The organism is Lentzea sp. NPDC051208 (genome assembly GCF_040682435.1).
Classification (GTDB): Bacteria; Actinomycetota; Actinomycetes; order Mycobacteriales; family Pseudonocardiaceae; genus Lentzea; species Lentzea kristufekii.
In genome coordinates this window covers 253,424-274,262 of record NZ_JBFBAW010000014.1, presented here as the reverse complement: position 1 = coordinate 274,262, position 20,839 = coordinate 253,424, and the positions used below count along the sequence as shown (strand labels likewise).

Below are 20,839 nucleotides of genomic sequence, written 5' to 3'. Positions count from 1 at the left end.
GCAGTGGCTCCACACCTACAATCACCACCGCGGTCACACCGCACTCAAAGGCCAACCACCCGCCAGCCGCGTTCCGAACCTCTCAGGGCAATACAACTAGCGCTCCGGGTAGCGCTTGGGAAGCTTGAACCCGCGCTCCTTCACGACGGTGCGCAAGCGGTCCGGGTAGTCGGTGATGATGCCGTCCACCCCGTCGTCGATCAGCTTGTGCATCGTCGCCGGGTCGTTCACCGTCCACGGGATCACCTTCAGCCCGTGGCGGTGGGCGTCCGCCACGAGTTCCCTGGTGGTGAACGGGATGTAGCCGGGGTCGCCGACCTTGCCGTTCTGCGGGTTCCCGTGCACCGGTGACAGGGCCTTGGCACCGAAGCTCTTCACCGCCTTCGCCACGCTGCCGCCGAAGTCGGCGAGTTCGAGGCCGCCCGTCCACGGCGAGCCCGGCCGCAGCATCTCCGGCTGCGTCAGCGCCACCAGCGGGATGCGCGGCTCGACCTCGCGCAGCCGCATCAGGGTGCCCCAGTCGAAGGACTGGACGGTGATGTTCGGCATGAAGCCCGAGCGGCGGATCTCCCGGACGGCGCGTTGCACGAACTGCTCGCGCGGCGCGGTCTCGTGCGGGGCCGCGGCCTCGACCTTGGTCTCGATGTTGAAGCGGACGCCCCACGCGCGGTGCTCGCGCGCGAGGTCGAAGAGCTCGGCCAGGGTGGGCATGCGGGCGCCCGGCGAGAGTTCCTGGTCCGGGTACTGCGACCACCTCGTGCTGCCGCAGTCGAGCGTCCGCACCTGGGCGAACGTCAGGTCCTTCACGTACTTGCCGACGTACGGGAACGCGGGGTCGCCGGGGAACGCGGGCGCGGTGTCGAGGCACTTCGCCGGGTTCGTCCTGCGGTCGTGGGTGATGACCTCGCGGCCGTCCCTGGTGATCTGCAGGTCGAGTTCCAGGGTCGTCACGCCGAGTTCGAGCGCCTTGCCGAACGCCTTGAGCGTGCTCTCGACGGTCAGGCCGATGCCGCCGCGGTGTGCCTGGAGGTCGAAGTCCCGGTGGTGTGCCTGGGCGACGCCTGGTGTGAGCAGCGCGATCACCAGAGCCCCGATGAGTGTCCGCATTCCTCCAACCTGGCACTCGGTGGGGAACGCGGGAAGGTCCGCCAGGGCGAACGTCGCCTGAACAGATCAGCGGGGCGAGCCGGACGCGCGGACCGAGCGCAGCGGCGGCTGGGGGGCGTCCTTGACCTCCACCACGCGCATCAGCCGGACGGACGCGGCGTCCACCGGCAGCAGCAGGGTGGTGATCCGGCGGACGACCAGGGCCGTCGTCACCGCGACGCCGACGAGCACGAAGTCCTGCAACGCGTGCATCAGCACGCCGTTCGCCAAAGCCTGCGTGCTGTCCGCGAGGGCCAGCCACAGCAGGTTGATCCAGAACATCAACCCCGCCGCGACCCAGAAGCCCCACCACCAGCGCAGGAGCTTCGACGGCCGGGGGCGTTCGCCGACGGGGCGGCGTTCCACCGCGTGTTCCAGCTCGGCCAGCACCGAACCCGGGACGACCAGGTTGACGAAGGGCACGAGCAGGAGCAGGAGTGCGTTCACGCCCGACCGGGACGGCCCGTAGCCCGCGAGGTACGCGGCCACGTTCCGCGCGCGCCGGATCCACAGCAGCACCAGCACCAGTGCGAGCAACCAGCCGACGAGCATGACCGCCCACGAGGACACGACCATGGCGTCCGACGTGAGCACCACGTTCGCGTCCAGAGCGCCGAACCGGCTCAACGCGAGCAGCACGTAACGCCAGATCTCGGACCCCGCCGCCCACAGGGCGACGAAGGCGACGACCCAGAGCGAGTTCTGCGCGGTCTTGCCGAGGCGGCGGACGTTGTCGACCGAGTTGGTCTGCTCGACCGTGCCCGGCACGGCCGTGGGCCAGCGCCACGCGAGCAGCGGGAAGCCCCAGCGCGGCGTGACCGGGTAGTTCGGGGGGCCGCCGTAGGACGGCCGCTGCGACCGGTGCGACGGCTGCGGGTACGCACCGGGTGGCGGAGTCGCCACCCAGTCCACGCGCATCGGCTGCAGCGGTTGCACGATCAGATGACCTCGGGTGCCATGCCGTCGGTGCCGCCCTCGAGCGGACGACCGGCGGCCTCCCAGTGCTGCATGCCACCCTCGACGTTGACGGCCTCCCAGCCGTTCTCGTTGAGGTACTGGGTCACGCGGGCGGAACGGCCACCGGCACGGCACACGACGTAGAGCTGCACGTCGTTCGGCACCTCGCCGAGCCGGGCACCGATCTCGCTCATGGGGACGTGCAGCGCGCCGGGTGCGTGGCCGGCGTCCCACTCGTCCTGCTCACGCACGTCCAGCAGGACGGCGCCCTCGGGCAGCTGCGCCGGCACGTCGGCGATCTCCACGCTTGGAACAGTCACGCCGTAGATGTTGCCATGCCGGAGGTTGCACGGACGTGAACCTCCGGCACGGCACACCCCGGCCCCTACTCCGCGAAGACGGGACCGAGCCTCGAGAACTGCTCCTCGCTCAGCGGGAGCGTCGGACGCCCGGCGCCGGTGCGCCTCGTGGCGCCCGGGTTCGCCGGGTTGTCGGCGGTGAAGTCCGGGCTGCCGTAGTTGCGCTGTTCGAGCTGGACCAGCAGGCCGTCCTTGCGGTACACGGCGAGCGCCTGGGTGAGCGTCTGGAACGGTTCGAACGGCCGCACCGCGTGCAGCTGCATGACCGAGCCGTCCGGCTGGACGAGCCGCCGGGCGGGCTCGCAGTCTCCGGTCTCCCACAGGCCGTCGTCCGCGCTCGCTTTCGGTGTACCGGTGAACCTGCCGGCCCAGATCCTGATGCTTCCGGTTCCGCCGGAGTCGGACACGTCGAACTCGTAGAAGGTGTGGGACGGAAAGCGGATCACCTTGCTGATGGTCATCTCCGGCAGGAGCTCCTCCACCCGACCGCGCCACTTGGCGACGAGTTCGGGAGCCATCGGCTCCGCTCCGAGACCCATCGGCCGCGGCACAGCTGGTGCCTTGATGTTGCACAGGGGAATGTTGACCACAGCCCTCCCCGCGCTCGGTGGCGCACTCGCCGCGGGCGACCACGTCCTGTACGGGGTCTGCGGTGCGGTGTCGACCCTGGGCCAGCCCGTCGCGTGCTCCACGGTCGCGGGACCCGCGTCCGGCCGGTCGGCCTGCTGGGGTGGCGGTGCGGCCTGGTTCAGCGTGGCGGCGCTGAACCCGATACCGGCGACCACGGCGAACACACCCAGCACTGCGCCCGCGCGCTGGGCGAACACCCGGCGGCGGCCGCGCTTCATGACCACGTCCAGCGTCGTCGTGGGAGGCGGGGCGGAGACGTCGAGAGCTCCGCGCAGCTCGTCTTCGATGTTCATCAGGCACTCTCCGAGTTGACCGGTTCGCCGTACGCCTCGCGGAGCGTCGCCAAACCCCTGGCTGTCTGACTTTTGACGTTGCCGACCGAACACCCGAGCTCGGCGGCCGTCTCTTCGATGGACAGGTCGTGCACGAAGCGCAGCACGAGCGCGGCCCGCTGCTTCGGCGCCACCTGTTGCAGTGCCGCGTTCAGCCGGGCGTCGGGATCGGAGAAGCCACCGCCGACACTGAGTTCGGGCAGCTCGGCGACCGGGTGTTCGCGACCTCGGCCACGGCGCCTGCTGTCGAGGAACAGACGCGTCACGATGGTGCGGACATAGCCCTCCGCCGTTTCACGCCTGATGCTCGGCCATTTCGCATACGCCTTCACGAAGGCGTTCTGCGCCAGTTCTTCCGCCTCCGACCAGTCGCCGCACAGCGCGTACGCCGTGCGCCGTGCCCAGTCGAATCTGCTCGTGAAGAACTCCGAGAACTCCTCGTCTCGTCGCACTCCGGTCCCCCAAGCTCGTGCCGCGTTCGCAGTGAGTACGCGGACAGCACCGGCAGGGTTGCACAACACGAAGAACGGGCCGCCCCCGGAGGGACGGCCCGTTCTCGGTGTTGCGCGTACTAGTGCGCGGTGGCCTTCTCGGCGCCCGCACCGGTGAGGGAGCGGACCTCCATCTCGGCCTGCTTGACGGAGTCGGCCTTCTCCTTGGACAGGATCGTGCCGACGTAGCCGAGCAGGAACGCGACGGGGATCGACACGATGCCGGGGTTCGACAGCGGGAAGAGCGCGAAGTCGGCGTTCTTGAACATCGAGGTCGGCGAGCCGGAGACGGCCGGCGACAGGACGATCAGGGTGATCGTGACGACCAGACCGCCGTAGATGCTCCACAGCGCGCCCGAGGTGTTGAACCTCTTCCAGAACAGCGAGTAGAGGATCGTCGGCAGGTTCGCCGAGGCCGCGACCGCGAACGCCAGCGCCACGAGGAACGCGATGTTCTGGCCGTTGGCGACGATGCCACCACCGATGGACACCAGGCCGATCACGATCGCGGTGAGGCGGGCGACCTTGACCTCGGAGTCCTTGTCCTCCGCCTGGCCCTTCTTGATGATGTTGGCGTAGATGTCGTGTGCGAACGACGCCGACGCCGTGATCGTCAAGCCCGCCACGACCGCGAGGATCGTCGCGAAGGCGACGGCCGCGATCAGGCCGAGCAGGATCGGGCCACCCAGTTCCAGCGCGAGCAGCGGTGCGGCCGAGTTGGCCTTGCCGGGCGCCGCGTTGATCGCGTCCGGGCCGACGAGCGCACCGGCGCCGTAGCCCAGGACCAGGGTGAACAGGTAGAAGATGCCGATCAGCCAGATGGCCCACACGACCGAGCGACGGGCTTCCTTCGCCGTCGGCACGGTGTAGAAGCGCATCAGGATGTGCGGCAGACCCGCGGTACCGAGCACCAGGGCCAGCGCCAGCGAGAGGAAGTCCAGCTTGCTGGTGCCGGTCTTGCCGTACTGCAGACCGGGGCCGAGCAGCTTCTCGCCCGCCTTCGGCGCGGCGTCGACAGCGGCGCCGAGCAGGGACGAGAGGTTGAAGCCGTACTTGCCGAGCACCCAGACGGTCATGATGCCGGCACCGGCGATCAGCAGCACCGCCTTGATGATCTGCACCCAGGTGGTGCCCTTCATACCGCCGATGAGGACGTAGGCGATCATCAGGGCGCCGACCACGGCGATGACGAGGGCCTGGCCACCGGCGCCCGTGATGCCGAGCAGCAGGGCGACGAGGCCACCGGCACCGGCCATCTGGGCCAGCAGGTAGAAGAACGAGACGGCCATCGTCGACGTGGCCGCGGCCGCGCGGACCGGACGCTGGCGCATCCGGAAGCTCAGCACGTCGCCCATCGTGTACTTGCCGGTGTTGCGCAGCAGCTCGGCGACCAGCAGCAGCGCGATGAGCCACGCCACCAGGAAGCCGATCGAGTACAGGAAGCCGTCGTAGCCGTTGAGGGCGATGGCGCCCGCGATGCCGAGGAACGACGCGGCCGACAGGTAGTCACCCGCGATCGCGATGCCGTTCTGCGGACCGGTGAAGGCACGACCGGCGGCGAGGTAGTCGGCAGCGGTCTTGGTGTTGCGGCTCGCCCGGATGACCACGAAGAGCGTGATCAGGACGAAGACGCCGAAGATGCTGATGTTGAGGATCGGGCTGGACTCGTTCACTTGCCGTCTCCCTCGATCTCGTTGCGGAGCTTCTCCGCCAGCGGGTCGAGGTTCTTGTTCGCGTGCCGCACGTACAGCGTCGTGATGACGAACGTCGACACGAACTGCAGCAGACCGAAGATGAGCCCGACGTTGATGTTGCCGAACACCTTGGTGGACATGAAGCCGTGCGCGTAGTCCGCCAGCAGCACGTACAGCAGGTACCAGGCGAGAAACAGGCCGGTGACGGGAAATACGAACTTGCGCAGTCGGTGCTTCAGCTCGATGAAGTCATCGCTCGCTTGGACATCGACCCACTGTTGCGCGTCCGGGGCCGACTCAGACGGGGTGTGGTCAACGGAGCTCACAGTCCCCTCCTCGCGGTACTCGTCGTAGGTGTCAGCAACGTGACGTGCACGTAATGCCTCCAGGTGCGGTCTGTTCTTGGTCCGAGACCGTATGGAGACTTGAGTCACTCAGGTAAGACCCCGATCGAGGCGTTGCGCCCAGCAGTCGGGTGATGCGACGAACGGTCAGTATGCGTAGACGAACAGCACTGAGCGTGACCTTGTTCACCGTTCACCGATTCGAGTGACCAATTTTCACCCATTTGAAACGGCGACTACCTACCGTGTCCGACCAGCTCCCCTGCGCTTGTCGTCCGCCAGCCGGGCCTTCTCCTCGGCGGTCCCGAAGCGGGCTATGGAGCGGTCCTGGATGAAGCCCAGCGGGTCCGGCGCGTGCAGCCGGAGCAGGATCTGGCTGACGTCCACCGGCACCCGTCTGCGGGTCGCCTTGCTGACCACGATCATGACCATGAACGCCACCGGCACGGTGATCAGCGCAGGCTGCGTGATGAACGCGGGCGCCCAGCGGCCGGTGTACGAACTCACGACGCTGACGACCTGAGCGGTGATGACCATGCCGCCACCGACCACGAGACCGCAGACGGCGCCGACCCACGTCAGTCCTCGCCACCAGATGCCGAGGACGAGAAGCGGGCAGAACGTCGACGCCGCCAGGGCGAAGGACATGGCCACGGTCAGTGACGCGTCGGAGCGCGGCAGCAGCAGGGCAAGACCGATCGCGACGAGTCCGGTGAACACAGTTGCCCACCGGAAGTCACGAACCTTGCCCGGCATGATGTCCGTCGAGACCACTCCGGCGACCGACACCACGAGTCCCGAGGAGGTCGACAGGAACGCCGCGAACGCGCCCGCCGCGACGATCGCGCCGACGATCTGACCGCCCAGATTCGGCAGCATCGTCTCCGGCAGCATCAGCACCGCCGCGTCGGTCTTGCCGTTCACCAGCAGCTGCGGCAGGTAGAGCCGCGACAGCACGCCCAGCACCGTCGGGAAGATGTAGAACAGACCCAGCAGGTAGAGCACGTGCAGTGCCGTCCGGCGGGCCGCCTTGCCGTCCGGGTTGGTGTAGAAGCGGACCAGGACGTGCGGCAGGCCCATCGTGCCGAGGAACGTCGCGAAGATCAGCGAGTACGTCCTGATCAGTTCGGAGATGCCGCCGGTCTGCGGCCGCGTCCAGTCGAAGTTGCTGGTCGGCGAGCCCTCGACCACCGGCACCGGGCTGCCCGCCTTGAACTCCATCCTCGTGCCGGGGCTCAGCTCGTAGACGCCGCGGCCCCAGAACACCGCCCCGTCCGCGTTCCTGCCGTCGATCTGGCCGTGCACCTCCAGCGTCAGCGGCTCGTCGACGCGGACCTTCACGACCTGCTCGGCGATGGTGACCGACTCGGCCTTCGGGAACCGGACCACGCCGTCGTCGGTGATCGGCTGCGTGCCGCGGTCCGGCGAGGCCAGGAACACCACGAAGAGCACGAACGTGGGCGCGGCGATCGCGAAGAGCTTGCCCCAGTACTGGAACGCCTGCACGAGCGTGATCGCGCGCATGCCGCCGCCCAGCACGTTGACCACCACGATGACCGTGACGATCAGGCCGCCGAACCACGCGGGCAGGCCGGTGATCGTGGTCAGCGTGAGGCCGGCGGACTGCAGCTGCGGCACCAGGTACAGCACGCCGATGCACACCACGAAGAACGTGCTGAAGTGCCGCACGTTCGCCGAGCCGAGCCGGGCCTCGGCGAAGTCCGGCAGCGTGTACGCGCCCGACCTGCGCAGCGGCGCCGCCACGAAGAGCAGCAGCGCGAGGTAGCCGGCGGTGAAGCCGACCGGGTACCAGAGCGCGTCGACGCCGTCCTTGAGCACGAGCCCGGCGACACCGAGGAACGACGCCGCGGACAGGTACTCGCCGGAGATCGCGGCGGCGTTGCGGGTGGCCGGGATCGCGCGGCGGGCCACCAGGAAGTCCGGGGTGGTGTTCGCCTTGCGCGACCCGACGTAGCCGAGCAGGAACGTCACGGCCGCAACGAGGACGATGGCGCTGAGGCTGTAGATGGTGGCGTTCACGTCAGCGGTCGACCATGTTCACGAAGTCGCGCTCGTGCCGTTCGGCCTGCCTGCGGAAGACCCACCCGACGCCGTAGAGGATCGGGAAGGGCGCGAGACCGAGCACGAGCCACGGGATGGGAATGCCGAGGATCTTCAGTTCCCCGATCGAGGGAACCAGGTAGAAGGTGATCGGGAGCAGGCACATCCCGATCAGGACGGCGAACGCGAGCCCGAACGCGGACTTGAGCTGCTGCCGGATGAGGTCCCGCACCAGCTTCTCACCGACGCTGGTCTGCTCCTCCAGCTCGATGATCGTTCGTAAGGCCTTGCCGCTCTTCTTCGTGGAGTCCGCGAGCACGACCCTGCGGCGGCGAGGCCTGCTGCCCTGCTCGCCGAGCCAGGCCTCCCGGGCGGGCGGCTCGGGCTTCCCCGCGTCGTGCCTGCTCACCAGCCGCTCTTCGGCGGTCGCACGATCCGTTCCTTGAGCTCCTTGGTGTGCCGGCGGCTCACCGGGAGCTCCTTGGCGCCGTCACCGGTGCCGATGACGACCGCGTAGCCGTTCGCCGTCATCCGCAGCTCGCTCACCAGCGGCAACGCCACCAGGTACGAGCGGTGGATGCGCACGAAGCCCGCGTTCGCCCAGCGTTCCTCGAGCTGCGCGAGCGGGATGCGGACGAGGTGGCTGCCGTCCTGCGTGTGCAGGCGGGCGTAGTCGCCCTGCGCCTCGACGTACCGCACGGACGCGCGCGGCACGAGCTTGATGGTGCCGCCGAGCTCGACGGGGATGACCTCGTCGTCGGTCGGTTCGGCGGGGTTCTGCGCGGCCGGGCCCGACGGGTTCGCCGGCGCCGCCGTGCGGCCCACCCGGTCCGCGACCCGCGAGATCGCCTTGAGGACGCGCTCCTCGTTGATCGGCTTGTTGATGAAGTCGAGCGCGCCGACGTCGAACGCCGTGACGAGCGCGTCTCGTTCCTCGACACCTGTCACGAAGACGAGCGCGGGCGGATACCGGAACGCGCTGAGCACCCGGGCGAGGTCCATTCCGGACAGTCCGGGCATGTTGATGTCCGCGAACACCGCGTCGACCGGCGGCAGGCCGGCCTTGGTCCGCGCCATGACCTCCTGCTCGTAGTCACCCCTAAGGATGCGCAGAGCCTCGGCGGCGTCGAACGCCGTGAGGACGCGCCTGATGTGAGGGCTGCTCTCGAGCAGGAACTTGATCTCGCTCAGGCCAGGAGCCTCGTCATCGACTGCGAGGACGAGGAGACCGGCGTTGTCTTGGGTACTCACTGTGTCGGGCATCTTGCCCATCAATGTGCGGTCATGTCTACGCCGGGGCAGGTCTCGACACGCCCTGTGAAACCGAACTGATGCTCACAGCCCGAATCGGGACCAGCGAGCACGTTCCTCGACACTCGCCAGCACCTGCGCCACGAGATCGCCCGATCGGGTGGACGCCCCGGTCAGTCCCAGCTTGGCCAGCAAGGGCTTGCGCGGCTCCGCGATCGTGAGCTCGGCGTCCGGGAAGCGCTTGGCGATGACGGTCCGGATGGTGCCGATGCCGTCGATCAGGCCGAGCTGCTGGGCCTTGGTGCCGGTCCAGATCTCACCGCTGAAGAGGTCTTCCTCGCTCTTGAGCTTGGCGCCGCGGCGTTCGGTGACCCACGCCTTGAACTGCTCGTGCAGATCCGCGTGGAGGCCCTTCAACCACTCGACGTCCTCGGGCTTCTCGGCCTGGAACGGGTCGAGCCGGACCTTGTTCTCGCCCGCCGTGTAGACGCGGCGCTCCACGCCGGCCTTGTCCAGCAGGCCGTTCAGCCCGAACCCGGCGCTCACGACACCGATGGAACCCACGAGAGAGGTGCCGTGCGCGTAGATCTCGTCACCGGCGCAGGCCAGCCAGTAACCGCCGGACGCCGCCACGTCCTCGCAGAACGCGAGCACCGGCACGTGCTTCTTCGTGGCGAGCTCGCGGATGCGCTCGGCGATCAGTGCGCTCTGGGTGGGCGCGCCACCCGGAGAGTTGATGAGCAGGGCCACGGCGATCAGGCGCTCGTTGTCGAACGCCCTGTTGATGGCCGACTCGACGTTCTGGAGGTTGATCGTGTTGCGCGCGACAGGCGAGGACTGCGGGGTGATGACCCCGTGCAACCGCACCGCCGCGACCACCGGCGGCCGCTCACCCCGGTCCATGACCCTCGGGAGCCTGGCCGCGATCTTGTCCGTGACGCTCATGTACTCGACAGTACGTGCGTTTCGCGGACACGCGGGAGCCCAACTGCGCTGTCGGTTGCTCCCGCGTGACCTGGAACACAAGATGCTAGGTTCGGGCTGTGACGTTCAACCCGATCCGCTGGCTCGAACGGTATGTCGAGTGGTGGGACGACCGGGGCAGGCAGAACGCCGCCGGGCCGACGCCGATGCACATCTACTGGATGTGGGTGAGCTGGAGCGTGTGCGCCGTCGTGCTGATCACGACTTTGGCGGTCGCCTCCCGTTGAGCCGGGTGCTCGTCAGCACTTGCAGCTGCTGAACCCCTTGGCGGTGCACTTGATGCAGATGCGGACGCGCTCGGGTGCTTGTTGTTCCTGCACTGGATGTGGCCTTTGCTCCCGGCCGGCCGCTGGTTGCTCAATCAGCCGGCAGTTCATTGGTCAACACCACAATCGGCACGTTCCACGCCGGGGTTGAGCATGGTTGACCTTACAACTTCTTACGTGCCCATCAGCGCAGGTCAGGCGCGGACTACCGGTTGCTCCGCCGTCATCGGCTCGTCGGTCATCTGAGACCCGATGTTCAGGTTCGGCAGCACGTTGCGGGCGAACTTCGGCACCTTCAGGATGACCTTGGTGCCCGCGTTCGGCGCCGTCTCGACGACCAGCGCGTACTCGGCGCCGAACACCGTGCGCATGCGGTCGTTGATGTTGCCGATGCCGACGTGCGCGCCGGTCTGGTGGGCGTCCTTGATGTCGTCGAGGCGGTCGGGGTCCATGCCGACGCCGTCGTCCTCGACGCTGATCAGGGCCTCGCTGCCGTTGTCCTCGGCGGTGATGGTGAGCATGCCGCCGCCGGGCTTCTTGGCCAGGCCGTGGCGCACCGCGTTCTCGACCAGGGGCTGCAGCACGAGGAACGGCAGGACGACCTGCAGGACCTCGGGGGCGATCCGCAGCCGGACGCTCAGCCGCGCGCCGTAGCGGGCCTGTTCGATGGTCAGGTAGCGGTGGATGTTGGTCAACTCATCGGCGAGGGTCGTGAACAGGCCGTCGGTGCGGAACGAGTAGCGCGTGAACTCCGCGAACTCCTGCAGCAGCTCACGGGCGTGCGACGGGTCGGTGCGGATCAGCGAGGAGATCGTGTTCAGCGCGTTGTAGACGAAGTGCGGCGAGATCTGGGCCCGCAGGGCCTTCACCTCGGCCTGGGCCAAGGCCTGGCGTTGCTTCTGGACGACTTCCAGTTCGAGCTGGGTCGAGACGAAACGGGCGGTCTCCTCGGCCATGCGGATCTGGCGCTTCGAGGCGACGCCGGAGACCACGATCAACGTGCCGGCGACGTCCCCCTCGACGACCAGGGGCACCACGACGACGCTGTGCAGTGAGCACGGCCCCTGCAGCTCGCAGCCGAGCTTGCGGTGGTCGACGTGCTCCTTGTGGCAGTTGTTGATGGCACGGGCCACCGTGTCGCGGAGGTACTCGTAGTGGTCGTTCGCGCCGCCGTCCCACGACAGGACGGTGCCCTCTTCGTCGGTGATGGCGACCGCGACGCACCGCAGCATCTCGCGCAGGTGGGGCGTGGCCTTGTCGGCGGCCTCCTGGGTCAGGCCCGCGCGGAGGTCGCTCGACGCCTTGGACATCCGGTCGAGCATGTCCATCACAGCATCCTCGACAGAGGTGCTGACTCGTCGAGCGCGGCACAGCATCACGAAGAGGCCCAGAACGGCCAGGGTCGCGATGACACCGAGCACGGCGCGCTCGGTCAACAGGTCGCCCACGGTGCACATGCTGTGCTGTGGGGCACCCCTATAGCAAGAGGCGCGCCCGGCGTACCCCCGTACGGTCCACCGGCCCGGGTAGACATCCGATGAATTTGGGGAGAGGGTGTGCGCGTGAAAGTGGCACTGTTCGCGACCTGCCTGACGGACACGTTCTTCCCGGAGACGGCCCGTGCCGTGGTGCGCCTGCTGGAGCGGCTCGGCTGTTCGGTCGAGTTCCCGCTCGATCAGACGTGCTGCGGCCAGATGCACTTCAACACCGGCTATCGGGAGCATGCGAAGCCGTTGGCCCGCAAGTACACCGACGTCTTCGGAAGCTACGACTACGTGGTTGCGCCATCCGGGTCATGCGCCGGCATGGTCCGTGAGGTCCACCCCACCCTGGGCGAGTCCCCGCCGCGGACGTTCGAGCTCGCGGAGTTCCTGGTCGACGTGCTCGGTGTGACCGACGTCGGGGCCTGGTTCCCCCACCGGGTCACCTACCACCCCACCTGCCACTCGCTGCGCATGCTGGGCGTCGGCGACAAGCCGTTGGCGCTGCTCAGGGCCGTGAAGGCACTCGATCTGGTGGAACTGCCGGACTCGACGCAGTGCTGCGGCTTCGGCGGCACGTTCGCGGTGAAGAACGCCGAGACGTCCACGGCGATGCTCGCGGACAAGATGCGGTGCGTGCTCGACACCGGCGCCGAGGTGCTGTCCGCCGGTGACAACTCCTGCCTCATGCACATCGGAGGAGGGCTCTCGCGGCTGCGCGCGGGCGTGCGACCGGTGCACCTGGCGGAGATCCTGGCTTCGACGGAGGAGGACCCGTGGCACGCAACCCGGTGACGTGGCTGGGCAGCCCGACGTTCCCCAAGGCCGCGAAAGAGGCGTTGCAGGACACGCAGCTGCGGCAGAACCTGCGCAGGGCCACCGGCACCATCCGGGGGCGCAGGGAAGCCGCGGTCGCCGAGATGACCGACTGGGAGATGCTCAGGGTCGCCGGCGAGCAGATCAAGGACGACGTCCTGGCGCGCCTCGACACGCTCCTGGTGCAGCTCGAGGAGTCGGTCACGGCCCACGGCGGCGTCGTCCACTGGGCGCGGGACGCCGAGGAGGCGAACCGGATCGTGCTCGACCTCTGCCGCGCCGAACAGGCGGACGAGGTCGTCAAGGTCAAGTCCATGGCCACGGCGGAGATCGGGCTCAACGAGGCACTTGAAGCCGGTGGCGTGCACGCGATCGAGACCGACCTCGCCGAGCTGATCGTGCAGCTGGGCGACGACCGGCCGTCGCACATCCTGGTGCCCGCGATCCACCGCAACCGCTCGGAGATCCGCGAGATCTTCCAGCGCCGCATGGGGGTCGAGGTCTCCGACGAACCGGCGGACCTCGCCGAGGCGGCGCGGGTGTACCTGCGCGAGAAGTTCCTGACCACCAAGGTGGCCATCTCGGGAGCGAACTTCGCCGTCGCCGACACCGGGTCGATCGTGGTGCTGGAGTCCGAGGGCAACGGCCGGATGTGCCTGACGCTGCCGGACACCCTGATCACCGTGATGGGCATCGAGAAGCTCGTGCCGACGTGGCAGGACCTCGAAGTCTTCCTGCAGCTGCTGCCCCGGTCGTCCACGGCGGAACGGATGAACCCGTACACGAGCGTGTGGACCGGCGTGACCCCTGGCGACGGCCCGCAGCGGTTCCACCTCGTGCTGATCGACAACGGCCGCACCGCGACGTTGACGGATTCCGTCGGGCGCCAGGCACTCCGGTGCATCCGCTGCTCGGCGTGCCTCAACGTCTGCCCCGTCTACGAACGCACCGGCGGCAAGTCGTACGGCTCGGTCTACCCGGGACCGATCGGCGCGATCCTGACGCCGCAGCTGGTCGGCGACCTGCACGACCCGCAGGCGGCCTCGCTTCCGTTCGCCTCTTCGCTCTGCGGCGCCTGCTTCGAGGTCTGCCCGGTGCGGATCGACATCCCGGCCGTCCTCACGCACCTGCGTGCCGAGGTCGTGGAGGCCAAGGGCCGCACGCCGGAGTCCGTCGCGATGGCGGCCGCCGCGTGGATGTTCAGGGAGGCCTCGCGCTACGAGAAGGCGCAGAAAGCCGGTTCCCTGGCGCGTTTCCTGGCCAGGGACGGCAAGATCACGTCGCTGCCGTGGCCGGGGTCGAGGTGGACGTCCTCCCGCGACGTGCCCGCACCGCCTGCCGAGTCGTTCCGCGCCTGGTGGAGGAAGAACCGTGGCTAGCGCCCGAGAAGAGATCCTTCAGCGCATCCGCGGCGCGAAGGTGCCGCCCGCCCGGCCTGTGGTCCGCGGTTACAACAAGACGGGGCCCGGCGGCATCGAGCTGTTCGCCGAACGGGTCGCCGACTACCGCGCGATCGTGCACGTGGTCAGCGACGTGCCCGAAGCGCTGAAGACCTTGGCCGGCAAGCGGATCGTCGCGCCGCCGGACGTTCCGGACGAGTGGCTGATCGACGGCGTCACGTGGCTGCGCGAGCCGTTGTCGATCGAGGAGCTGGACGGGGCGGACGGCGTGCTGACGGGGTGCGCGGTCGCGATCGCCGACACCGGCACGATCGTGCTGGACGGCAGCGAAGGCCAGGGCCGCCGCGCGCTCACGCTGCTGCCCGACTACCACCTGTGCGTGGTGCGGGCGGACCAGATCGCGGCGTCGGTGCCGGAGGCGTTGCAACGACTGGAACCGACCCGGCCGCTGACGTTCATCAGCGGCCCGTCGGCGACGAGCGACATCGAGCTCAGCCGGGTGGAGGGCGTCCACGGCCCTCGCACCCTGGAGGTCCTCGTAGTCACTTAGCGGCTAGTGGTCCAGTTCGAAGTCGCGGTGGTCGTCGGGGTCGACCGCCGCGACGAGCCTGTTCCCCGGTCGCAGGCCGGGGTCGTACCTGGCGTCGTGCTCGATCACGAACTCGGGCACGTCCGGGCCCTTGATCAGGAGCCGGACGCGGACCGTGGCGTCCTCGCTGATCGGCTCCATGGACAGGACCACGGCGGTCGCGGGCAGACCCACCTCGTCCAGGCGCAGCAACCGCCGCTTGGCGCGCGCGATACCGCGCCACACGGCGATGCCCAGTGGCAACAGCACCACGGTGAGCACGATGCCGACGGTGCCGCCGTCGTTGGCCGCGTAGACGATCGGTCCGGTGACCATCAACGCCGCGGCGAAGAGGTGCAGGAACACGTTGTTGCCCCGGTTGGCCCCGCGTATCTCGACGAACCCGTCCTCCGCCATTCCGGCACCTCAAGCGGGTCGCGGGATGCCGTGGGCCGGGTTGGCGCGAGTGCGGCCGGACGGATCACCGGGCCGAGGTTCGGAGACGCCGCTAGCCGCAGTGGACTCCGACGGCGTCCTTGATGGCCACCTCGTCGTAGTAGTAGGTGATCGCGCGGATCGTCACGCACTTTCCCTTGGCGTACACCTTGACCGGGCCGGCGTAGTACTGGAACTTGCCGGAGTCGAAGTCGTTGTTGTAGCCGGGACGGTTGTTGTCGTCCTCGCGGAAGTCCTGGTTGTACATGGAGATGCTGGCCTGGTGCTTGAACTGCGAGTAGTAGGCCGTCTTCACGTTGGCCGCGCAGTTGTAGCCCGTGCTGGAGTTGTAGTAGAGCCGGATCGTGCTCAGGTGGTTCGGCACGCGCGACATCACCTTGTAGGTGTCGATCAACGTGCCGGTGCACCCGTACTCGGCAGCGTGGGCGTTCATCGGCGCGAGAAGGAGGGCCGCGGCAACGGCCGTCACGACGGCGACGGCTTTCCTCAGACGTGTCATGAGCACAGGCTGAGGAACGCCGGTTGAGCCGTGGTTATTTGAGCAGGCGGGACAACCGGCGGTCGGCCAGCGGCTTGCCGCCGGTCTGACACTTCGGGCAGTACTGGAACGCCTTGTCCGCGAACGACACCTCACGAACCGTGTCACCGCAGACCGGACACGGCAGCCCTGTGCGCGCGTGCACCCGCAACCCCGACCGCTTCTCGCCCTTCAAGCGCGCGGCGTCCTGCCCGACGGACCGTGCGACCGCATCGGTCAGGGTCGTGAGCATCGCCTCGTGCAGGTGGTCGAGCTGCTCGGAGTTGAGCTTGCCCGTCGTCGCGTACGGCGAGAGCCGCGCCATGTGCATGATCTCGTCGGAGTAGGCGTTGCCGATGCCCGCGATCAGGCTCTGGTCCGTGAGCGACGTCTTGAGCCGCTCCGTCCGCTTGTCGAACAGGTCTTCCAGCTGCGTGCGGGTGATCCCCAGCGCGTCGGGACCCAGCCTGGCGACGCTCGCGATGGTCTTCGGGTCGCGCACGATCCACGCCGCGAGGCCCTTCTTCGTGCCCGCTTCCGTCAGGTCGAACCCCGGCCCCTGGCCGGGCGGACCGAGGTGGACGCGCAGCGCCAGCGGCCCGCGGCCCTGCTTGGGCGGTGGCGCGGACATGGTGTCGGCCCAGCGCAGCCAGCCGGCACGGGCGAGGTGCACGACCAGGTGCAGGCCGTCCGCGACCTCCAGGTCGAGGTGCTTGCCGTGCCGGTGCGCGGCCACGACCTCCTGGCCGTGCAGCGCAGTCCACGGCGGGTCGAACGTCTTGAGCACCTGCAGTGATGCGACGTCGACGCGGTGCACCACACGGCCCACCGCGTTCTCACGCAGGTGGTGAACCAGTGCTTCTACCTCGGGTAGTTCGGGCACCGGTCCAGTGTCGCATCAGTCGACGGGTTGCAACGGACCTTCGACGTCCGGCAGCGAGTGCATCTCGATCGTCCTGGCGACCCGGGAGGCCTCCTGACGCACCGCCATCGGGCCGCGAACGGAGCCGATCCACCGCTCGGGCGGCAGCTCGTCCGCCGTGGCCTTGCTCTCCGCGACCAGCGTGTGCGGGCGGCGCAGCGCCCAGCGGACCGGGAAGAAGGCGAACAGGAAGATCAGCGCGAGGATCAGCCACGCCGGCACGACGACCTGCTCCGGCGTCCAGGCGATCAGCACGACCACCATCACGACGAGCATGCCCGCCATCATGATGCCGGGCAGCGCACCGCCGCTGACGTCGTGTTCGAAGTCGTCGGACTCCACCGGGTTGCGCCACTCGATGCGGCTGTGGACCGTCCACATCCGCCCGTCCGCACCGCGCACCAGCCGCGTCATGTACCCGTCTCCCACGCTCGGTCGGTCTTGGTGAAACCGTACCTGGCGCGGGCAGAGCCTTGTGGGTGAACTCGCCGGACCTTGATCGTCACGGTCAGTTCAGGCGCGGCTCCGTCGGGTAGAGCGTGGCCGTCGTGACCGTCGTCCGCGGTGACGAGCACGGCGTCGAGGACGGCGCCGGCGGTTCGGACGACGTCGACTGCACGTTGAGCGACCTGACCTCGCGCGACGTCGTCGACGCCGTGCTGACCAGGGCGGACGGGCCCGACGACGCGACGATCGTCTCGGCCCGCTCGACCGGCGGGTCCTGGCGCTGCTCGCTGGTCGGCGGCACGGACGAGGCGGTTCTGCGCACGGTCTCCTGGCGCTGCTGCTTGCCGGGGTTGACCACGTTCTCCTGCGTCTTGACGCGCTGCTGCTCGGGAGCGGGCGGCTGGGCCACCACGAGTTCCTGGCTGCGCTCGGAGCTCGACGACCCGGACGTCTCCATGGCGATCACCGGGTTCTGGTCCGGCTGCAGCACGGCGACACCCGCGGCACCGTTGAACACGGCGGCCATCGTCCCGAACAGGCCGACGGTCGCCACGCTCGCCGCCGCGACCGCCAGCTTCGCCTTGGTCAGGAACACCTTCCCGGCGAACGCGAGCCCCAGCGCCGGAACGATCAGGTACGCCGCGCTGGCGCGCAGCGTCGCGCAGACCTCGTTCAGCTCCGTGTAGAGCTGGGTGCAGGCGGAACAGGTGTCGAGGTGGGCGCGGATCCGGCGTTCCTCGACGCCCTGGACCCCGCCCGCGGTGTAGGTGCCGAGCTTCGACCGGATCGCCGCGCACGACGAACGCCCGTCGTCCGCCGCGAGGTGGGCCTGCAGGTACGCCGCACGCAGCCCCTCGCGCGCACGGCGGGCCAACGCCGACATGGCGTTCGGCGAGAGTCCGAAGTGCGGTGCCACGGAGGCGGGGCGCTCGCCCTCGACCTCGACGCGCCACAGCACGACCCGCCAGCGTTCGGGCAGGCTGGAGAACGCCCTGGTGATGAGGTTGTGCTCGGCCCTGCTGTTCGCGTTGTCGCTCACCGGCTCGACGCGACGGCCCAGCTCCTCGTCCTCCACCGGCACGTCACGGCGCCGCCCGCTCCACTCCCACGCGACGCGGCGCGCGACGGTGAGCAGGTAGGTGCGGACGTGGTCGGTGGGCCCGCTGCCGCGGCGGATCGCCTGGAGCATGCGGAAGAACGATTCAGCGGTGAGGTCGTCGGCCTCGGCCGCCTCCCGGACGTGCCTGAGAGAAAAACGGCGGATCGCGTCCGCATGCCGGGAGAACAGTTCGCCGTAGGCCGAGTCGTCTCCCTCGCGCACTCTGGCGAGCAGGTCCCGGTCGACCTCGTTCTCGTCGACCATCACAGGCTTCAACATGCCACAAGGGGCCAGAACTGCTCCTCAACGAGAACAGGTCGATATACAAGACCATCCGTTCGGCGTGGGCCGATCAGCGCAACGCGATCGGTGACAGGACGGTCACAGGTGGGCGTCGGACGGTCGGCGCGACAAGATCGAGCGACTATCGTCACGCACGTGGTGGACTGGCGAGAACGTGCTTCGGCCCTGGTGCCGGAACTCCGGGGTGTCGCCGAAACCGAGGAGTGGTCCTGCCACGTCTTCTTCTCCGAGCTGTACCAGCTGGCGCAGGAAGCGCACCGCGAGCAGGACGACGAGGTGCTGCGGCGCGCGTACGGCTTCGCTCACTGGTGCTTCCACCAGCCGGAGCAGTTCCTGGAGAACGCGGCGTTGGTCAGCTTCTACGAGCACGTGTTCGACGACTGGGACCTCCGCGAGGAGGTGGCCGCGTGGCTGCCGGTCGACGTGCTGCCCAAGGTGCGGGCGTTGTGGGAGTGGCGCTGGCCGAAGGAGCAGTTGGACGAGGTAGATCAACTGCTGGCCGGTTTGGAACCCCCCTCGCAAGATGCCGTCTGAGGCCTGTTGTATAGTTCTCTCCCGTAAGGCAGTGCGGATGTAGCGCAGTTGGTAGCGCATCACCTTGCCAAGGTGAGGGTCGCGAGTTCGAGTCTCGTCATCCGCTCTCGGAAGAAGCCCGGTGTCCACAAGACGCCGGGCTTCTTCCGTTTCTCGGTGTTCACGCGGTTGTCGAGGTTCACGCGGTTCTCGAGGTGATCTCAGGGGCCACCCGTGAAAAGGTGGTCCCAGACCGCTCGAATCATCCTGATCGAGCTCGTTCGACAAGGACCTGGAGATCATGGCCATCAAGCAGACGGCAAACGCTCACTGGGAAGGCTCCCTCGTCGAGGGCAAGGGGAACGTCAGCCTCGCCACCTCCGGCAGCGGCAGCTTCGACATCGACTGGAAGGCGCGCGCCGAGGAGGCGGGCGGCAAGACCAGCCCCGAGGAGCTCATCGCCGCCGCGCACTCGTCCTGCTTCTCGATGGCGCTCTCGCACGGCCTGGCCGGCGCGGGCACGCCGCCCACCTCGATCGACACCAAGGCCGAGGTCTCGTTCCAGGCGGGCGTCGGCATCACCGGCATCCACCTGACCGTCCGCGCCAGCGTGCCGGGCCTGTCCCAGGAGGACTTCGTCGCGGCCGCCGAGGGCGCCAAGGCGAACTGCCCGGTCTCCAAGGCGCTCGCTGCCGTCGAGAACATCACCCTCGACGCTGCCCTGGTCTGAACCGCAGCTCCGCGGGCCCGTGACTGATCAGGTGCCTGCGGTAGCGCACGTCGCCGGGCTGCTCGGCCACCTCGGACGAGCGGTCGAGCAGCTCTTCGGCGACGATCCGGCCCTCCAGCCGTGCCAGCTGGGCACCCAGGCAGTAGTGCGGCCCGTGCCCGAAGCCGAGGTGCCCTGGCACGGACGGCCTGCCGGGGTCGAAGTCCTCGCTGAACACCTTCGGGTCGCGGTTGCCGGCCGCGTAGTCGAGGAACAGGTGCTCGCCCGCCTCGATCCGCACCCCGCGCGTGGTCACCGGGCACGTCGCCGTCCGGAAGAACCCGGTGAACGGCGTGTCGAGCCGCACCACCTCCTCCACCACGCCGCCCAGCCGGCGTTCCTTCGCGTCGAGCCGCAGGAACGTGCTGGCCAGCATGTTCGTCGTCGAGTCGGTGCCGGCCACGACGATCGCGAGGCACAGCGACAGCCGTTCCTGCTCGGACAGCTGTCCGCCCCGGAACGCGTCCGAGCGCGCGAAGTAGGCGCAGAACTCGTTCATCCCGGCGAAGTACGAACCGAGCGCGCGTTCGCTGACCTCCTCACCGCTGGTCAGGTCCAGCACGGGTGCCACGAACTCGCGGAACAGCGGGAAGTCCGCTTCGGGCACGCCGAGCACGTCACCGACGACTCCGAGCGCGAACGGTGCGGCGAACTCGCTGACGAACTCGGCTTCTGCCGGCAGTTCGTCGAGCAGGGTCCTCGCACGTTCCCTTATTGAGTCAGCCATTTGGCGCACCGCCGTTGGGGTGAATTTCTGATTCGCCGCCGCGCGAATTCGGGCGTGCCTCGTGCCGTCCGCCGCATTGAGCGAGGACATCAATTCGAGTAATCGCCGCTGCTCCGGCGGCATCAGTGCCGCCACGGCCGCGACCTGCGGACCTGCCATGTTCCGGGAGGAGAACGTCACCGGATCAGCCAGCACGGCACGCAGCTCGGCGTATGCGGTGACGCGCTGGGCGTTGATTCTCGGGTCGAATTCCATTGCGCTATCTTTGCGCGGTTCCGGCCTTTGTCGGGGGCTGACGACAGGACC

General features: G+C 68.6%; 24 protein-coding genes and 1 tRNA gene. 7 read left to right on the top strand and 18 right to left on the bottom strand.

Annotated features, from left to right (window positions below; translation table 11 throughout):
• Positions 1-96: 96 nt before the first annotated feature.
• From AB0M48_RS31680 to AB0M48_RS31630, 11 genes are all read right to left on the bottom strand, one after another.
• Entirely contained in the window at positions 97-1,107 is a 1,011-nt protein-coding gene (locus tag AB0M48_RS31680) for a glycerophosphodiester phosphodiesterase (RefSeq protein ID WP_363848972.1), read from the bottom strand.
• A 66-nt stretch (positions 1,108-1,173) separates the two neighbouring features.
• Complete coding sequence (locus AB0M48_RS31675) at positions 1,174-2,082, bottom strand: DUF4328 domain-containing protein (RefSeq protein WP_363848970.1); 909 nt, start codon at positions 2,080-2,082, stop codon at positions 1,174-1,176.
• Between the two features lie 2 nt (positions 2,083-2,084).
• Entirely contained in the window at positions 2,085-2,423 is a 339-nt protein-coding gene (locus tag AB0M48_RS31670) for a rhodanese-like domain-containing protein (protein WP_266036494.1), read from the bottom strand.
• A gap of 65 nt (positions 2,424-2,488) precedes the next feature.
• Positions 2,489-3,385, bottom strand: coding sequence for a hypothetical protein (locus AB0M48_RS31665; protein ID WP_363848969.1), 897 nt, complete (start codon positions 3,383-3,385; stop codon positions 2,489-2,491).
• Positions 3,385-3,876, bottom strand: a complete 492-nt coding sequence (locus AB0M48_RS31660) for a SigE family RNA polymerase sigma factor (protein ID WP_363848968.1) — start codon at positions 3,874-3,876, stop codon at positions 3,385-3,387. Before AB0M48_RS31660 ends, AB0M48_RS31665 begins: the two co-directional genes overlap by 1 nt.
• A gap of 119 nt (positions 3,877-3,995) precedes the next feature.
• The gene (locus AB0M48_RS31655) at positions 3,996-5,588 is read right to left on the bottom strand and encodes a cation acetate symporter (RefSeq protein WP_363848967.1); all 1,593 of its coding nucleotides are present in this window, start codon (positions 5,586-5,588) and stop codon (positions 3,996-3,998) included.
• Positions 5,585-5,935, bottom strand: a complete 351-nt coding sequence (locus tag AB0M48_RS31650) for a DUF485 domain-containing protein (protein WP_319983539.1) — start codon at positions 5,933-5,935, stop codon at positions 5,585-5,587. Before AB0M48_RS31650 ends, AB0M48_RS31655 begins: the two co-directional genes overlap by 4 nt.
• A 258-nt stretch (positions 5,936-6,193) precedes the next feature.
• Positions 6,194-7,993, bottom strand: a complete 1,800-nt coding sequence (locus tag AB0M48_RS31645) for a cation acetate symporter (protein ID WP_363848964.1) — start codon at positions 7,991-7,993, stop codon at positions 6,194-6,196.
• Between the two features lies 1 nt (position 7,994).
• On the bottom strand, positions 7,995-8,423 hold the full coding sequence (locus AB0M48_RS31640; RefSeq protein ID WP_030480300.1) for a hypothetical protein: 429 nt from the start codon (positions 8,421-8,423) through the stop codon (positions 7,995-7,997).
• Positions 8,420-9,286, bottom strand: a complete 867-nt coding sequence (locus tag AB0M48_RS31635; protein WP_266036481.1) for a LytTR family DNA-binding domain-containing protein — start codon at positions 9,284-9,286, stop codon at positions 8,420-8,422. Before AB0M48_RS31635 ends, AB0M48_RS31640 begins: the two co-directional genes overlap by 4 nt.
• A 63-nt stretch (positions 9,287-9,349) precedes the next feature.
• Positions 9,350-10,210 carry a S49 family peptidase gene (locus AB0M48_RS31630; protein WP_319983537.1) on the bottom strand — a complete coding sequence of 287 codons (861 nt, stop codon included), beginning with the start codon at positions 10,208-10,210 and terminating at the stop codon, positions 9,350-9,352.
• A gap of 98 nt (positions 10,211-10,308) precedes the next feature.
• Here AB0M48_RS31630 and AB0M48_RS31625 point away from each other — a divergent pair, with 98 nt between their 5' ends.
• A complete protein-coding gene (locus AB0M48_RS31625; protein ID WP_319983536.1) occupies positions 10,309-10,476 on the top strand; it encodes a hypothetical protein in 168 nt (55 codons plus the stop codon).
• 233 nt (positions 10,477-10,709) lie between these two features.
• Here the strand turns inward: AB0M48_RS31625 and AB0M48_RS31620 are convergent, their stop codons facing one another.
• Positions 10,710-11,972 (bottom strand): histidine kinase, encoded by a 1,263-nt coding sequence (locus tag AB0M48_RS31620; protein ID WP_363848961.1) that lies wholly within the window; start codon positions 11,970-11,972, stop codon positions 10,710-10,712.
• A 111-nt stretch (positions 11,973-12,083) separates the two neighbouring features.
• Here AB0M48_RS31620 and AB0M48_RS31615 point away from each other — a divergent pair, with 111 nt between their 5' ends.
• Genes AB0M48_RS31615 through AB0M48_RS31605 form a run of 3 tightly spaced genes read left to right on the top strand, consistent with a single transcriptional unit; the run spans position 12,084 to position 14,762 of the window.
• Positions 12,084-12,791: a (Fe-S)-binding protein gene (locus AB0M48_RS31615; protein WP_363848983.1), complete on the top strand. Its 708-nt coding sequence runs from the start codon at positions 12,084-12,086 to the stop codon at positions 12,789-12,791.
• Positions 12,773-14,191, top strand: coding sequence for a LutB/LldF family L-lactate oxidation iron-sulfur protein (locus tag AB0M48_RS31610; RefSeq protein WP_363848959.1), 1,419 nt, complete (start codon positions 12,773-12,775; stop codon positions 14,189-14,191). Before AB0M48_RS31615 ends, AB0M48_RS31610 begins: the two co-directional genes overlap by 19 nt.
• On the top strand, positions 14,184-14,762 hold the full coding sequence (locus tag AB0M48_RS31605; protein WP_363848958.1) for an LUD domain-containing protein: 579 nt from the start codon (positions 14,184-14,186) through the stop codon (positions 14,760-14,762). The genes AB0M48_RS31610 and AB0M48_RS31605 overlap by 8 nt, the downstream gene beginning before the upstream one ends.
• Positions 14,763-14,765: 3 nt before the next feature.
• Here AB0M48_RS31605 and AB0M48_RS31600 read toward each other — a convergent pair whose 3' ends face one another.
• The 5 genes from AB0M48_RS31600 to AB0M48_RS31580 form a co-directional block, all read right to left on the bottom strand.
• On the bottom strand, positions 14,766-15,197 hold the full coding sequence (locus AB0M48_RS31600) for a hypothetical protein (protein ID WP_363848956.1): 432 nt from the start codon (positions 15,195-15,197) through the stop codon (positions 14,766-14,768).
• Positions 15,198-15,288: 91 nt separating this feature from the next.
• Entirely contained in the window at positions 15,289-15,735 is a 447-nt protein-coding gene (locus tag AB0M48_RS31595; protein WP_363848954.1) for a hypothetical protein, read from the bottom strand.
• A gap of 34 nt (positions 15,736-15,769) precedes the next feature.
• On the bottom strand, positions 15,770-16,636 hold the full coding sequence (locus AB0M48_RS31590) for a DNA-formamidopyrimidine glycosylase family protein (RefSeq protein ID WP_363848952.1): 867 nt from the start codon (positions 16,634-16,636) through the stop codon (positions 15,770-15,772).
• Positions 16,637-16,651: 15 nt separating this feature from the next.
• On the bottom strand, positions 16,652-17,089 hold the full coding sequence (locus AB0M48_RS31585; protein WP_191302239.1) for a DUF983 domain-containing protein: 438 nt from the start codon (positions 17,087-17,089) through the stop codon (positions 16,652-16,654).
• A 94-nt stretch (positions 17,090-17,183) separates the two neighbouring features.
• The gene (locus AB0M48_RS31580) at positions 17,184-18,500 is read right to left on the bottom strand and encodes a sigma-70 family RNA polymerase sigma factor (protein ID WP_363848950.1); all 1,317 of its coding nucleotides are present in this window, start codon (positions 18,498-18,500) and stop codon (positions 17,184-17,186) included.
• A 159-nt stretch (positions 18,501-18,659) separates the two neighbouring features.
• On the opposite strand from AB0M48_RS31580, the gene AB0M48_RS31575 reads away from it, so the two are divergent.
• From AB0M48_RS31575 to AB0M48_RS31565, 3 genes are all read left to right on the top strand, one after another.
• Positions 18,660-19,058 carry a hypothetical protein gene (locus AB0M48_RS31575; RefSeq protein WP_363848949.1) on the top strand — a complete coding sequence of 133 codons (399 nt, stop codon included), beginning with the start codon at positions 18,660-18,662 and terminating at the stop codon, positions 19,056-19,058.
• Between the two features lie 33 nt (positions 19,059-19,091).
• Positions 19,092-19,164: transfer RNA gene (locus AB0M48_RS31570), tRNA-Gly, on the top strand.
• 174 nt (positions 19,165-19,338) lie between these two features.
• Complete coding sequence (locus tag AB0M48_RS31565) at positions 19,339-19,767, top strand: OsmC family protein (RefSeq protein WP_363848947.1); 429 nt, start codon at positions 19,339-19,341, stop codon at positions 19,765-19,767.
• Here the strand turns inward: AB0M48_RS31565 and AB0M48_RS31560 are convergent.
• A complete protein-coding gene (locus AB0M48_RS31560) occupies positions 19,742-20,788 on the bottom strand; it encodes a cytochrome P450 (RefSeq protein WP_363848945.1) in 1,047 nt (348 codons plus the stop codon). The genes AB0M48_RS31565 and AB0M48_RS31560 overlap by 26 nt on opposite strands.
• Positions 20,789-20,839: the final 51 nt, after the last annotated feature.